The following is a 14,663-nucleotide window of genomic DNA, read 5'->3' as shown; positions in this document are numbered from 1 at the left end:
GTTCCTAGTCCAGCAGCGCCATGACGGGGGCGGCGAGCCGCAGGCTGCCGACGGAGCGCCCACCTCCGAGGATCGGTGACACCACCTTCTCGAGGACCGGGCCCACGCGCTCGGCGTCGATGGCGCCGGTCGCGGCGAAGAGTGTCAGCCCCACCAGGGTGGCGGCGCGGGAGTTGCCGTCGAGCACCTTGAGGGCGAGGGTGGCCCCGGTGCGGGCCGACAGGACGAGCACGCCCTCGGCGCCGCTCTTGGCGATGATCCCGAGGTCCTCCATGACCACCGAGTTCTCCCTGCCCTCGCCGTGCACGGCCCAGGGGTAGTCGAGCATCGCCGTCGCGATCGTGGCAGCCCGGGCATCGGCGTGCTTGTCCGCCGGGGCCTTCGCGATCCTGCCGATACCGCGCGCGAGGCCCGTCAGGGACACGGCGCCGACGGGTGCGCCGCAGCCGTCCACGCCCCACGCCGCCACGGTCTCACCGGTGTACTCCTCGATCACGGACGCGATGGACTGCTGGAGCGGGTGCGACGCCTCGAGGTAGGTGTCGGTGTCCCAGCCGTTCTCGGTGCAGGCCCAGAGGAACGCCGCGTGCTTGCCCGAGCAGTTGAAGGCGATGCGCTGCCTACCCTTGCCGCTGAGTACCAGCTCGTTGCGGGCGGCTTCGTCCTGCGGCCAGTCGGCGGGGCACTGCAGGTGCTCCTCGGTGACGCCCGCGGCGTCGAGCATGGTCCGCACCACGTCCATGTGCCGGTTGCTCCCCACGTGGCTGGCCGTGGCGAGCGCCACCTGCGGACCGCGCAGCGGCACCCCGGCTTTCATGCTCGCAAGGGCCTGGAAGGGCTTGAGCGTGGAGCGGGGGAAGATCGGGCTCGTGATGTCGCCGAGCTCGGTCACCACCGAGCCGTCCGCGGCGAGGACGACGGCGGCACCGACGTGGCGCGACTCGATGAAGCCGCTGCGTTCCAGGACGGCGAGGTCCACGGCGGACGCCGAGGTGAAGGTGGAGGGCATGGTCCCAGTATTCCCTACGTCTTTTCCGTTCCCCACGGCGGCTGCGCCCACCGGAGGGAACGGACATCCGGTAGGCGCAGGCCTGTGTGGCACGGGGACTGCAGCCCTGTGGGCCGGCGAGGACACCTGGCCGGGGATCAGGTGACCGTGAACTGGACCGACTGCCAGCCGGACGCCCCGTTGGGCACGGTGTCCGCGCGCTCCTCGGTCTGGACGCCGTCCTCGGCGTCGGTGGCCCGGGTGCGGATGGTGTGCAGACCGGACTCGAGGGTCACCTCGTGCGACCACTGGCGCCAGGTGTCCACCGAGGCCTCGGCCGCGAGGGTCACGGGCTGCCACTCGCCGTTGTCCACGGAGACCTCCACCTCGGTGATGCCCCGGTGCTGGGACCAGGCGACACCGCCGAGCATGACGCTGCCGGCACCGACCTTCGCGAAGGAGGCCGGTACCTCGATGCGCGACATCGTCTTGATGGGCCCCATGTCGGACCACCCGCGGTCGGTCCAGTAGGCGGTCTTGTCCGCGAAACGCGTGACCTCGAGGTCCACCACCCACTTCGTCGCGGAGACGTAGCCGTAGAGGCCCGGCACCACCATGCGTACCGGGAAGCCGTGCTCCAGGGGGAGGGGCTCGTCGTTCATGGCGATCGCGAGGATGGCATCGCGGTCGTCCTGCAGGATGGGCAGGGGAGTGGAGGCGCTGAAGCCGTCCGAGCTGGTGGAGAGCACCATGTCCGCGCCGTCCAGGGGCTTTGCGCGTGCCAGCACCTCGCGGAGCGGGTAGCCGAGCCACTTCGCGTTGCCCACGAGGTTGCCACCCACAGGGTTGGAGACGCAGGTGAGGGTGACGTGCCGCTCGATCAGGTCGGCGTCGAGAAGGTCCTGGAAGGTCAGGGTGAACTCCTCCTCGACCATGCCGTGCACGCGGAGCTCCCAGGTGTCGGTGGCGAGCTGCGGCACGCTCAACGCCGTGTCGATGCGGTAGAAGTCGGCGTTGGGGGTGATGAACGGCGTCACGCCCGGGGTCGGCGACTGGACACCTGCCGGGAGGGCCGGTGCGGGGCTCGCGGGGGCGGGGAAGGCGAGGCTGTCCCGGACCGCTGCCACGTTGTTGCGGGCCCCGGCGAGCAGGCGCCCGCCACCGGCGGCCGCTGCAGCCACGACGGCGGTGATGCCGGCCGCTGCGAAGAAGCCGCGGCGGGAGGTGGTGCCGGCGGGGCGCCTCGAGGAGGCTCCGGCGCGAAGGAGGGCGTCGTCGTGCACCGTGCCTGCGGGGCGCTCGGTGATGGTGACGCCGTCGGACCCTGCTGATCCCGACGCCGGTGCGCCTGCCCCGACGAGCACGGGCTCGGGGGAGGGAGCCACGGCGGCGTGCCGGAGCCGCGCCGTCAGCCAGCGGAGTGCCAGCAGGCCCGCGGCGGTACCGACCACGGTGGGCACGGCATCGGGCAGGGCCGCCCCGGCGCGGGTCAGCACGCAGGCCACGATGATGGCCCCCATGAGGAGCACCCCGGCGACGCCGAGAGCCCAGCGCCGGAGGGCGACGATGCCGAGGACGGCCGCGAGGAGTGTGATGGTGACACCCATGCCGACCAGGAGGGCCAGCTTGTCATTGGTGCCGAACGTCGCGATCGCGAAGTCCTTCATCCACGGCGGGGTGAAATCGATGAACGTGGAGCCCATCGCGATGACCGGGGTGGCGCTGGCGCGGAAGAAGGCGCCGACGAGTTCGGCGACACCCAGCACCACGCCTGCGGCGAGGATGCCGGCGAGGGCGGCGAGAAGGGTCTGGCCGCGGCGGGGACTGGTGGCTTTGCTCATGTCAGGTATTCGGAGAGGCCCAGAGCGGGTATGGGTAGGCGAGGTGCCCGCCGCATACGCAGCGACCCGGCCACCCGACGGCGCCGCTCCTCCCTGCGGCTCCGTACCCCCCTCCGTGCATCCTCCGCGCTTCCTCCGTGCTCTGCGGCGCTCCCGTAGGCTGTCCTACTGTGAAGGTTCTAGTCCTCGGCCCCGGCGGCCGCGAACACGCCATCGTCCTGGCCCTGCTGGCCGACCCCTTCGTCCGCGAGGTGCACGCCGCGCCGGGCAACGCGGGCATCGCCGAGGACGTCACGGTGCACGACGTCGACGCGAACGATCCCGCGGTCGTGACGGAGCTCGCGCGCCGCCTCGCGGCCGACCTCGTGGTGATCGGCCCGGAGGCACCCCTCGCCGCAGGGGTCGCGGACGCCCTGATCGACGCCGGCATCCCCGTCTTCGGACCCACCCGCGCCGCCGCGCAGCTCGAGGCGTCGAAGGCGTTCGCGAAGCAGGTCATGGCCGCTGCGGGCGTCCCCACGGCCATGGCGCGCGTCGCGACCGACGACGAGCAGGCGAACGAGGCCCTCTGCACCTTCGGCGCCCCGTTCGTCGTGAAGGACGACGGCCTGGCGGCGGGCAAGGGGGTCGTGGTCACGGACGATCTCGACGAAGCGCGCGCCCACGCGTCGGCCTGCTTCGCCGCGGGTGGCAGCGTGGTCATCGAGGAGTACCTCGACGGCCCCGAGGTCTCCCTCTTCGTCCTCTCGGACGGGCGCACCGTGGTGCCGCTCGCCCCCGCCCAGGACTTCAAGCGCATCCACGACGGCGACCAGGGGCCCAACACCGGCGGTATGGGGGCCTACTCGCCGCTCGAGTGGGTCCCGGACGGCCTCGTCCAGGACGTGATCGAGCGGGTGGCCCAGCCCGTCATCGCCGAGATGGCGCATCGGGGAACGCCCTTCGCGGGTGTGCTCTACGTGGGCCTCGCGCTCACCTCCCGGGGGCTGCGCGTCATCGAGTTCAACGCCCGCTTCGGGGATCCGGAGACGCAGGCCGTGCTCGCGCGCCTCACCACACCCCTCGGCGGCGTGCTGCTCGCCGCGGCGAAGGGCGCCCTCGACCGGATCGGCCCGCTCACCTGGTCGCCGAAGACCGCCGTCGCCGTGGTGCTGGCCTCCGAGAACTACCCCGACGCCCCCGTCACGGGTCGTCGGGTGCGGGGACTGAAGCGCGCCGCCAAGGTGACGGGAGCCCGCGTGCTCCACGCCGGTACGGCCCTCCGCGACGGCAAGGTGGTGAGTTCCGGCGGGCGGGTGCTCGCCGTCGTCGGCCTCGGCGACTCGCTCGCCGCCGCGCGGGCCACGGCGTACGAGGGCCTCGCGGAGATCGAGCTGCAGGGCGGGCAGTTCCGCACGGACATCGCCCTGACGGCGTCCGGCGCTCCGGCGCCGGGTGGTCCAGCCGGCGGTGCGGCCGTCGTGCCGGCAGCGCACGCATGAGCGTCTTCGCCCCGGCGCACCTGGAGCTGCCGGGCTGGCGGCACGTCTACTCGGGCAAGGTCCGCGACCTCTACGAGCCGGAGGACGGGCCGGACGGCGTCGTCCTCGTGGTCGCGAGCGACCGCATCAGCGCCTTCGACCACGTGCTCGCCACCGAGATCCCCGACAAGGGGCGCGTGCTCACCCAGCTGAGCCTGTGGTGGTTCGAGCGTCTCGGGGGCATCCCCAACCACGTGCTCGCGTCCGATGCCGCGGGGGGCGTGCCGGCCGCCGTCGAGGGCAGGGCCATGATCTGCCGGAAGCTGATCATGTACCCGATCGAGTGCATCGCCCGCGGCTACCTGACCGGCAGCGGTCTGCTCGAGTACCGTGCCTCCGGCACCGTGTGCTCGCTCCCGCTGCCCGGCGGGCTCGTGGACGGCTCGCGGCTCGAGCCGGCCCTCTTCACCCCGTCCGCCAAGGCCGAGGTGGGGGAGCACGACGAGAACATCACGTACGACGCCGTCGTCATGACCGTCGGTGACGATGCCGCGGCAGAGCTACGCGCCCTGACCCTGGACATCTACACGCGGGCCGAGGCGATCGCGCGCGAGCGGGGCATCATCCTCGCGGACACGAAGGTGGAGTTCGGGCTCGATCCGGCCACCGGTGCGATCACGCTCGGCGACGAGGTGCTGACGCCTGACTCCTCGCGCTTCTGGGACGCCGCGCTGTACGCCCCCGGTCAGGCGCAGCCCTCCTTCGACAAGCAGTTCGTGCGGAACTGGCTCACCTCGGACGCCTCCGGCTGGGACCGCGCGTCCGAACCGCCGGCCCTGCCCGACGACGTCGTCGAACGCACGCGCGCCCGCTACGTCGAGGCCTACGAGCGGCTGACGGGGCGCACCTTCGCCTGACCCGCAGTCGTCGTCCTCCGGTGTTCGCAGGTCGACCCGCTGTCGCGTCCGCGCTTCGGTGTCGCCTTCACGGGGATGGGACGCGTGCCAGCGGCGTGTCGTGGGCCGACACACCCTTGCGCCTCGAGAAGGTGACAACGAAGCCAGGCGACCACCGCACGACGGCGTTGTCCGACCGGTCCGGACGCGCTGAGAGGACCCGATGCCGACGAGGTCACGCCGATGACGGCCGGGGTGGGGGACAAAGGCCGTGACCGGAGCGTTACCCAGAAGGCGGATGCTCAGGATTCGCCGTGCGGCCTCCCAGTCGCAGCAGTGCACGCGGGCCGGCGTACCGACGTCGATCCGCATCATGTCAACCCGATACGCGCAGCACGGCGGTCCGCTCGGAGCGCCGTCGTCGTCCAGAACATCGAGGAGCACGATGAGCATCACTTCCCAGACCACGCCCGAGACCACGCGCCCGGCGGCAGGCCGCCGCCTCGCGATGACCTGCGCCGCCGTCGCCGTCGCCGCGGCGAGTGGCCTCCTGCTGTCCGCGACGCCCGCCGTCGCGGCGCCGCCGTCGTCCCCTACCGCATCGGCGCAGCAGGACACCCTGATCCCCCTCCCCGGTGCATCCGGTGCCGAGGGCATCGCCGCCGGCAAGGGTGGCACGTTCTACGCCGGGGACCTCGCCGACGGCGACATCTACCGCGGCGATGTGCGGAAGGGCACCGCGGTGGAATTCATCGACGCGCCCGCCGGAAGGGTGGCCGTGGGCCTGAAGGCCGACGTCCGGAACGACCTCCTCTTCGTCGCCGGAGGGGCCACGGGACAGGCCTACGTGTACGACACCCGGACGGGGGAGCCGGTGACGGACGTTCAGCTCGCGACCGGCGACGCCTTCATCAACGACGTCACCCTCACGAAGGACGGCGCGTACTTCGCGAACTCACGCAGCTCCGACCTGTACTTCCTCCCGATCGGTCCGCAGGGCGAGATCGGCGAGGTGCGGACCATCGCGCTCACCGGCCCGGCCGCGCTCGTGACTCCCGGCTTCAACCTGAACGGCATCACCTCGGTGGACGGCGGCAGGACCCTGATCGTGGCGCACTCGGCGAACCAGGCCGTGTACACCGTCGATCCCACCACGGGGGTCAGCGCGCCGATCGCGACCGGCGCGCTGCCGAACGTCGACGGCATCCTCGCCAAGGGCGACACACTGTATGCGGTGCAGAACCGCATCAACCAGGTCAGCGTGATCGACCTGTCGAAGGACCTCACCACCGGCGAGGTGGAGGACGTCATCACGAGCCCGCTGTTCAACGTCCCGACGACCGTTGCCCTGTTCGGCAACACGCTCGGGTTCGCGAACGCCAAGTTCGGGGCGGTCAACCCGAACGGCTACGAGGTCGTCACCGTCCCGCAGCGCTGAGTACCTGCACCCATGCGAAAGGCCCGTCGGCTGGTGCCGACGGGCCTTTCGTGTGAACTGGGTCGGGGTGACAGGATTTGAACCTGCGGCCTCGTCGTCCCGAACGACGCGCGCTACCAAGCTGCGCCACACCCCGGTGTCGCCGGGCCGGAAGAAGCTCCCGAACGGCAACTGTCCAAGGATAGCCGAGGATGCGCGGCGACGAAAACCGCGCAGGTTGCCGTCGGTCGGCTCAGACCAGCGAGTCCTTCCACGCCGCGTGCAGCGTCGCGAACCGTCCGGTCCCGCCGATCAGCTCGGCGGGCGTACCGTCCTCCACCACGCGGCCGTCGTGCACCACGAGCACGCGGTCCGCGATGGCCACCGTGGACAGACGGTGCGCGATGATGAGCGCCGTCCGGTTGCCGAGGAGTTTCTGCAACCCCTCCTGCACCAGGCGTTCGCTCGGGATGTCCAGGGACGACGTCGCCTCGTCCAGGATGAGGACGGCGGGGTCGGCGAGGAACGCTCGGGCGAAACTGATGAGCTGGCGCTGGCCCGAGGACACACGGCCTCCGCGCTTGTTGACGTCGGTGTCGAAGCCGTCCGGCAGCTCGAGGATGAACTGCTCGGCACCCACGGCCCGGGCCGCCTGCTCGATCTCGGCCCTCGTGGCATCCGGCCTGCCGAGCGCGATGTTGTCCGCGACGGAGCCACTGAACAGGAAGGCCTCCTGCGTGACCATGACGACGGCGCGGCGCAGGTCCTCCGGCGCGAGCTCCCGCAGGTCCACGCCGTCGAGCGTGAGACGCCCCTCGGAGACGTCGTAGAACCGGGCGATGAGCTTGGCGAGGGTGGACTTCCCCGCCCCCGTCTGCCCGACCAGGGCCACGGTCTGGCCTGCGTGGATGGACAGGTTGAGAGCGGGCAGCACCACGGGGCCGTCGCCGTACCGGAACTCGACATCGTGGAACCGGACGTCACCGCGGGGCTCACGCAGCGCCACGGGGTTCTTCGGCGGACGGACGGTGGGGACCTCCTCGAGGAGCCCGGAGACCTTCTCCAGCGCGGCCGCAGCCGACTGGAACGCGTTGTAGAACATGGCCATCTGCTCCACGGGCTGGAAGAACCTCTTGCTGTAGAGCAGCAGCGCCAGGAGTGCACCGACCTCGAGCGTGCCACCCAGCACGCGGAACCCGCCGAAGACCAGCACGAGGGCGACCGTCACGTTGCCGATGAGGACGAGGCCCGGCTGGAACACCCCGTTGAGGTTGATGGAGCGGACAGTGACGGTGCGGTAGTCCTCGGCCAGCTCGTCGTAGCGCTCGGCGTTCTCCCGCTCGCGGCGGAACGCCTTCACGGCGCGGATGCCGGTCATGGTCTCGATGAAGTGCACGATCAGCCGGGCCGAGACCACGCGGGACTCGCGGTAGGCGATCTGCGAGTGCTTCTGGTACCAGCGTGCGAGGAGGAACATCGGCACCGCGGCCGCGAGGATCAGGAACCCCGTGCGCCAGTCGAGCGCGAAGATCGTGGCCGCCGTCAGGATCATGAAGATGGCGCCCGAGGCGAGGGAGCTCACGCCGGAGTCGAGCAGCTCCCGCAGGGCCTCGAGGTCGGAGGTCTGGCGGGAGATGATGCGGCCGGACGTGTACTTCTCGTGAAACTCGAGGCTGAGGCGCTGCGTGTGCCGGAACACGCGGACGCGGAGGTCCAGCAGCATGGCCTGGCTGAGCTGCGCCGTCGCCCGCACGTACCCGGCGGTGAGCACGGCGCCCAGGACGGCCGCGAGCAGGTAGGTGCCCCCGGCGATCCACAGCATGCTCGGATCGCCGGCCATCAGCGTGGGCAGGGCGCGGTCGATGCCGAAGGCTATGATGGCGGGCCCCGCCACCCGGGCCGCCTGCGAGATCACCACGAGCAGCACGGTCCAGACGAACTGGCGCCGGTTGGGCCGGATGAGCGAGCCGAGCAGGCGGAACGAGCGGGCGCGGACGGACTTGCTCTGAGCGCGGTTCAGGAGGACGTCGTCCTCGTTGAGTACGCCGGCGGACGTCCCCTTCGGGTCGTCGTCGTCCCTGGGCGCCTGCCCGGGCGCAGCGGTGGTGCGGCTCATGCGAGCGCATCCTCGTCGTCGTGCCGGGGTTGGGCCTCGCGACCGAGCTGCGCGATCTCCTCGTCGTCGAGGCTTGCGATCACATAGCGGTAGTGGTCGCTCCGGGCGAGCAGCTCCGAGTGGGTGCCCACGTCGGCGATCCGGCCGTCCTGCAGGAGGGCCACGCGGTCCGCCAGCGCAACGGTGGAGGGGCGGTGCGCGACGATCAGCGTCGTGGTGGCGTGCAGTACGGCCCGGAGGCCCTCCTCCACGCGCTCCTCCGTGGCGACGTCGAGCGCGGACAGGGGATCGTCGAGCACCAGGACCGTGGGCTGGGCGGCGATGGCCCGGGCGAGGGCGATCCGCTGGCGCTGGCCGCCGGAGAGACTGAGGCCCTCCTCGCCGATCAGGGTGTCGGACCCGAGCGGGAGGTCGTACGCGAAATGGGCCTGCGCGACCTCGAGCGCCTCGGCGAGCACGCGGTCCGCCTCCGGGCCCTCCGCATCCGACCCCATCAGCACGTTGTCACGGACCGAGGTGGAGAAGAGCGTCGTGTCCTCGAACGCGACGGCCACGAGCGTTCGCAGCCGCTCCAGGGTGAGCTGCCGCAGGTCCACGTCGTCGATCGTGATGCTGCCGCTCGTCACGTCGTAGAGCCGCGGGACGAGCTGGAGCAGCGTGCTCTTGCCGCTGCCGGTCACGCCCACGAGGGCCATGGTCTCGCCGGCGCGGAGCGTCAGGTCCACGCCCGCGATCACGTCACCGGCGTCCTCCTGTGCGTCCGGATAGCGGAAGTGGACGTCGTGGAAGACGATCTCCCCGCGCGGCGTCGGCAGGTCCTGGGGCTCGGCCGCATCGGTGATGGTGTTCTCCGACTCCATGACCTCGTAGTGGCGATCGATCGCCGTCTTGGCGGTGAAGGTCATGGCGAGCAGGGGGCCGATGAACTCGACGGGCCCGGCCACGGCGGCCGCCGTGGCGAAGAACGCCACGAGGGAGCCGATCGAGACGTCCCCGCTCGCCGCGAGGGTCACGCCCACGATCAGCGAGGTCCCCAGCGCGAGCTCGGGCAGGAGCGTCACGATCATCGAGAACGTGGCGAGGGACTTCGCCTTCACGATCTCGGTCTGCCGGAGTTCCTCCGCCTGGTCCTCGAAGTCCTCGAGCGCCTCGCGGCTGCGGCCGAACGCCTTGAGTACGCGGATGCCGCGCACGGATTCCTCGACCGTGGTGGCGAGGTCACCGGCCTGGTCCTGGCTCCTGCGCGAGACACGGCTGTAGGAGGTGCGGAAGCGGTAGCCGTAGATCATCAGCGGCACGGCCGCCGCGACGAAGATGAGGGCGAGCACCCAGCTCATGAAGAACATGATGATCACGCCCATGACCACCGTCAGCGACGTGACGACCAGCATGATCAGGCCGAAGGCCATCCACCGCCGCATGAGGTTCAGATCGCTCATGGCCCGCGAGAGCAGCTGGCCGCTGCCCCATCGGTCGTGGAACTCGACCGTCAGGTTCTGCAGGTGGCGATAGAAGGAGGTGCGCATGTTCGTCTCCACCGTCGTCGCCGGGGTGATGACGAACTGGCGGCGCAGGGCCACGAACGTGGCCTCCAGGACGCCGAGGAGGAGGACGACGCCGGACGCGATCCAGACGGTGCGTGCCGTTCCACCCTCGGCCAGGGCGTCGTTGATGAGGACACGGAGAACCTGCGGGATGGAGAGCGCCATTACGCTCGCGCCGAGGGCGCAGAGGAGACCGAGGACGAGGCGCGGGATGACCGGCCGGACGTGCGGATAGAGCCGTCCGAGCGATTCCCACAGCGTGTTTGTCTTGTCCGTCATGCCGACTCTTCGATGCTCGATGCTAGATGGTTGTTGGTGGCCCTCAGCAACCATCCTAGGCCAGCGCCCGCGGGAGGGAACCGGCAGTTCCGCCTCTGTCCCTCGAGGGCTAGCGCGTGCTCCGCGGAGTCAGGGTGATCAGAACGGCCTCGGGCCTGCAGGCGAACCTGATGGGCGCGAAGCGCGATGTCCCGATCCCTGCCGAGACGTTGAGCGGCACCGAGCGGCCGTTGGTCTCCCACTGGGTGAGTCCGCGTGCGCGCCACGTCGGCAGGTCACAGTTGCTGACGAGGGCGCCGTACCCCGGCACGCAGACCTGCCCGCCGTGCGTATGACCGGCGAGGATGAGATCAGCGCCGCCGTCGGTGAAGGTGTCGAGGACCCGCTGGTAGGGCGCGTGCGTGAGGGCCATCCTGATGTGGGGAGCCTCGGCCGAGGTGCTGCTGCCCGCCGGATAGGGGACGTAGCTGTCGCGGCCGAGGTGCGGGTCGTCGACCCCGGTGAAGTCGATACGCAGGTTCCCGAACCCGACGGACTGCGACCTGTTGGTCAGGTCCACCCAGCCGGCCGCTCCGAAGGCGCTGAACATGTCCGCCCAGGGGAGGTCCTGGGGGGTGGACTCCTTCGGGGCGATCGACGGGCCGGCGAAGTAGCGGAGCGGGTTCTTGAACACGGGCGCGAAGTAGTCGTTGGAGCCGGGCACGAAGACGCCGGGCACCTTCAACAGCGGTTCCAGCGCCTCGAGGAGCGGTGCAAGGGCCTTGCGGTGACTGAGGTTGTCCCCCGTGTTCACCACGAGGTCCGGCTTGAGCCGCGCCAGACCGTGCAGCCAGTCCGCCTTGGACTTCTGGCCCGGCACCATGTGGATGTCCGCCAGGTGCAGGACCTTCAGGGGAGGTGACCCGGCCGGGAGGATGGCCAGGGTTTCCTCCCGCACCTGGTAGAGCGTGCGCTCGACGGCCGAGGCGTAGGAGAGAGTTGCGGCTGCCGCGGTCAGGGTGAGCCCTGCCGCCCAGCCGAGCGGTGCCCCGCTCCGGGATGTCTGAGTCGATGTCACGCTAGCCGTTTCCTCCAGTGCCGCCGTCGGTGTCGCCGCCGTCACCCGATGTCCCGGTGTCCGCTGCGCCTCCAGTCGTACCACCCGTGGAACCGCCGGTGCCAGTCGCCCCGGTGTTCCCGGTGTTTCCCGCGCCGGTGCCCGTGCCTGCGCCGGTGGTCCCGGTGCCCGGCGTCGCGGGCACCGTCGGGCGAGGAGTGCCTCCGGTGGCGGGCTGCGTGGTGCCACGCTGGGATCCGTTGATCATGCTGGCCGGCGGGTTGGCGAACGGCGTTCCCACGTAGAGGCCGGGGATCTGCTGCATGAAGCGGGCCCATGAGGGCGCCGCGATCAGGGAGCCGTCGATCTCGGGGTAGACCCGGCCGCCGATCTGCAGGCCGCTGAGCGACGTATTGCCGGCCTTCCAGTTGCCGATCCAGCTGGCCGTCACCATCCCGGAGTTGTACCCCATGAACCACGTCTGTGATCGCTGGTCATTGGTGCCGGTTTTGCCCGCCATTGGGATTTCCCCGTACTCCAGCAGCTGCCCCGAGCCTGCTCTCATGACTTCCTGGGTTGCGAAGTTGACGCCGCGTGCCGTTTCTTTCGAAATCGCCTGGTTGCACTCGACCGGAGGCACGGGGTAGCTCGTTCCATCGGCTGCGGTCACTTCAGTGATCGCCCGGGGCTTGCAGACACTGCCTTCATTGGCAAAGCCGCCGTAGGCGGTGGCCATGGAGAGCGGGGCGACGTCCTGTACGCCGCCGATGAGCCCCGGAGCAAGTACATCGAGCTTCTCTTCCGCACCACTGGCGCTCTTGCCGTTGTGGACGCCCATGTCGTAGGCCATGTCGAAGATCTTGCACATGTCCAGCTGACGGGCGGTCTCCATGGTGATCGTGTTGTACGACTGTGCCAGGCCGCGTAGCACCGTGGACGGCCCGTAGTTGGTGTCACCGTAGTTCTGTGGGGTGTAGCCCTTGCCATCTTCGCTCAGCACGGTGTAAGAACCGCCAGGAAGGCAACTGGCCGGCCATTTGTCGTTCTCGGGGTAGGTGCGCTTCCGTCCGTCGATGGTCGTATTCAGGGACCGGCCGCTGTCCACCCAGGCCGCGACCGTGAACGGCTTGAAGGTAGACCCGGGCTGGAATCCTCCGACGCCGCCCAGGTTCTTCGATGGATCGCCGCCCTGGTACTGGTCGACGCTGAAGTTCAGGACGGAGTCACCGGGAGCATCACCTGGGAGGTAACGAGTGTTCTGTGCCATCGACAGGATGTTGCCGGTCTTGGGCTCGAGGCTCGTCATCGCGTGCCCCACGGCGCCGTCGGTGGTGTCGGGATTCGCCGTCTCGTTCACGGCGGTCTGCGCAGCCGCCTGAACACGGGAGTCGAGTGTTGTTTTGATTGACAGCCCGGAGCGGTACAGCACTTTCCTCCGGTCCTCGGTGATCTCGCCGTAGGCGGGATCGTTCAGGATGAGGTGCGTGACATAGTCGCAGAAGTACGGCGCCTGAGCCGCTCCCACGCAGCCGCTGAGCGTCGGGGTGATGGCGAGGCCGAGGTCCGTCGCGACGGCGGCATCGTGCTCCGCCTGGGTGATCTTGCCGCGCGTGAGCATGGCGCCGAGCACGATGTTCCGGCGCTCGAGTGCCCCCTGCGGATTCAGTTCGGGGCTGTAGACGGTGGGCCCGTTGACCACGCCGGCCAGAAGTGCGCTCTGCTGGATGTTGAGATCCTTGGCGTCCACGTTGAAGAAGTACTTCGACGCCGCCTGCACCCCGTAGCTGGTGCCGCTGAACTGCACGATGTTGAGGTAACCCTCGAGGATCTCGTCCTTCGTCAGTTCCTTCTCCACCGCGATGGCGAGCTTCATCTCGCGGAGCTTGTCACCCACGGACTTGCTCCCGTTGAAAACTGCGACGCCGTCGTTCTGCCGCGCGGTGTCGTTGAGGACGTTCGTGACGAACTGCTGCGTGAGGGTGGAGGCACCGCGGGTGGTGTCGCTCGTGAGGTTGCTCGCGATCGCGCCGAAGATGCCCTCCATGTCCACGCCGCCGTGATCGTAGAACCGGTAGTCCTCGATCGCGATGAGTGCATCCTTCATGTACGGGGACACCTGGTCGAGCGTGATGGGCTGGCGGTTCTCCTCGTAGAGCGTCGCGATCAGCGATCCGTCAGCGGCGAGGATGGTGGTGGGCTGAGCGAGCGCCTCTCGCTCGAGCTCCGCCGGGAGTTCCTCGAAGAACTGGATGGAGGCGGACGCACCCGTGCCGGCTGCCGCGGCCACGGGGACGAGCAGGCCCGCGGCGAGTACGCCCGCGAGTCCGCTGATCCCGAGGAACGCGACGATCTTGCCGAGGGTGGTTGCCGTGTCGAAGAGGGGAGATTTGCGCGCAGCCATTATTCCAGTTTACGGGCAAGCGATAGGCTTCCCCCATGAAGAAATGGGAGTACTCCACGATTCCGCTCATCATCCACGCGACGAAGCAGATCCTGGACCAGTGGGGCGAGGACGGCTGGGAGCTCGTGCAGGTGGTTCCGGGGCCCGACGGCAACGGTCTCGTGGCCTACCTGAAGCGGGAGAAGAGCTAGGGGTGCAGGCGGAACTTCCCGCTGTTTCCGCGGTCGAGGCGCGGCTGGCGGAGCTCGGACTCTCACTTCCCGACGTCGCCCCGCCGGTGGCGTCCTACGTACCCGCCGTGATCACCGGCTCTCTCGTGTACACCTCCGGCCAGCTGCCCTTCATTGACGGGAAACTCACAGCTTCGGGGAAGGTGGGAGCGCTCGACGGCGTCGACGCCGAGACGGCCGCGCAGCTGGCCGCGACCTGCGCCGTCAACGCCCTCGCGGCGATCAAGAGCCGGATCGGGAACCTCGACCGCGTCACGCGCATCGTCAAGGTGGTCGGCTTCGTCGCGTCCGATCCCTCCTTCACCGGGCAGCCAGCCGTGATCAACGGGGCCTCCGACCTCCTCGGGTCGGTGTTCGGCGAGGCCGGTGTCCATGCCCGGTCCGCCGTGGGTGTGGCCGTCCTTCCCCTCGACTCGCCCGTCGAGGTCGAAGTCATCGCGGAGTTCGTCTAGGCC

The 14,663-nt window shown here is 69.8% G+C and carries 11 protein-coding genes and 1 tRNA gene; 5 read left to right on the top strand and 7 right to left on the bottom strand.

Annotated elements, in window-relative coordinates; translation table 11 throughout:
• Nucleotides 1-4: 4 nt before the first annotated feature.
• Both AC4D16_RS07195 and AC4D16_RS07190 read right to left on the bottom strand, forming a co-directional pair.
• A complete protein-coding gene (locus AC4D16_RS07195; RefSeq protein WP_490954433.1) occupies nucleotides 5-1,009 on the bottom strand; it encodes an asparaginase in 1,005 nt (334 codons plus the stop codon).
• A 137-nt stretch (nucleotides 1,010-1,146) separates the two neighbouring features.
• On the bottom strand, nucleotides 1,147-2,829 hold the full coding sequence (locus AC4D16_RS07190; protein ID WP_490948071.1) for a molybdopterin-dependent oxidoreductase: 1,683 nt from the start codon (nucleotides 2,827-2,829) through the stop codon (nucleotides 1,147-1,149).
• A gap of 170 nt (nucleotides 2,830-2,999) precedes the next feature.
• Between AC4D16_RS07190 and purD the strand changes: the two genes are divergently transcribed.
• From purD to AC4D16_RS07175, 3 genes are all read left to right on the top strand, one after another.
• Nucleotides 3,000-4,310: a phosphoribosylamine--glycine ligase gene (gene purD / locus AC4D16_RS07185; RefSeq protein WP_490954432.1), complete on the top strand. Its 1,311-nt coding sequence runs from the start codon at nucleotides 3,000-3,002 to the stop codon at nucleotides 4,308-4,310.
• Nucleotides 4,307-5,206: a phosphoribosylaminoimidazolesuccinocarboxamide synthase gene (locus AC4D16_RS07180; protein ID WP_490954431.1), complete on the top strand. Its 900-nt coding sequence runs from the start codon at nucleotides 4,307-4,309 to the stop codon at nucleotides 5,204-5,206. The genes purD and AC4D16_RS07180 overlap by 4 nt, the downstream gene beginning before the upstream one ends.
• A gap of 424 nt (nucleotides 5,207-5,630) precedes the next feature.
• Nucleotides 5,631-6,623, top strand: coding sequence for an NHL repeat-containing protein (locus AC4D16_RS07175; RefSeq protein ID WP_490954430.1), 993 nt, complete (start codon nucleotides 5,631-5,633; stop codon nucleotides 6,621-6,623).
• A gap of 62 nt (nucleotides 6,624-6,685) precedes the next feature.
• On the opposite strand, the gene AC4D16_RS07170 is transcribed toward AC4D16_RS07175, so the two are convergent.
• From AC4D16_RS07170 to AC4D16_RS07150, 5 genes are all read right to left on the bottom strand, one after another.
• Nucleotides 6,686-6,759, bottom strand: a tRNA-Pro gene (locus AC4D16_RS07170).
• Nucleotides 6,760-6,855: 96 nt separating this feature from the next.
• On the bottom strand, nucleotides 6,856-8,718 hold the full coding sequence (locus AC4D16_RS07165; RefSeq protein WP_490954429.1) for an ABC transporter ATP-binding protein: 1,863 nt from the start codon (nucleotides 8,716-8,718) through the stop codon (nucleotides 6,856-6,858).
• Nucleotides 8,715-10,541: an ABC transporter ATP-binding protein gene (locus tag AC4D16_RS07160; RefSeq protein WP_490954428.1), complete on the bottom strand. Its 1,827-nt coding sequence runs from the start codon at nucleotides 10,539-10,541 to the stop codon at nucleotides 8,715-8,717. The genes AC4D16_RS07165 and AC4D16_RS07160 overlap by 4 nt, the downstream gene beginning before the upstream one ends.
• Before the next feature lie 109 nt (nucleotides 10,542-10,650).
• The gene (locus tag AC4D16_RS07155) at nucleotides 10,651-11,598 is read right to left on the bottom strand and encodes a metallophosphoesterase (RefSeq protein WP_490954427.1); all 948 of its coding nucleotides are present in this window, start codon (nucleotides 11,596-11,598) and stop codon (nucleotides 10,651-10,653) included.
• A 1-nt stretch (nucleotide 11,599) separates the two neighbouring features.
• Nucleotides 11,600-13,978, bottom strand: a complete 2,379-nt coding sequence (locus AC4D16_RS07150; protein ID WP_490954426.1) for a transglycosylase domain-containing protein — start codon at nucleotides 13,976-13,978, stop codon at nucleotides 11,600-11,602.
• Between the two features lie 35 nt (nucleotides 13,979-14,013).
• Here AC4D16_RS07150 and sp36 point away from each other — a divergent pair, with 35 nt between their 5' ends.
• Nucleotides 14,014-14,169 carry a Sp36 family protein gene (gene sp36, locus AC4D16_RS07145; RefSeq protein WP_490948079.1) on the top strand — a complete coding sequence of 52 codons (156 nt, stop codon included), beginning with the start codon at nucleotides 14,014-14,016 and terminating at the stop codon, nucleotides 14,167-14,169.
• Between the two features lie 2 nt (nucleotides 14,170-14,171).
• The gene (locus AC4D16_RS07140; RefSeq protein WP_490948080.1) at nucleotides 14,172-14,660 is read left to right on the top strand and encodes a RidA family protein; all 489 of its coding nucleotides are present in this window, start codon (nucleotides 14,172-14,174) and stop codon (nucleotides 14,658-14,660) included.
• Nucleotides 14,661-14,663: the final 3 nt, after the last annotated feature.

The sequence above is a fragment of the Arthrobacter sp. TJ-236 genome, from assembly GCF_058269235.1.
This window is presented reverse-complemented; position numbering and strand designations above follow the sequence as displayed.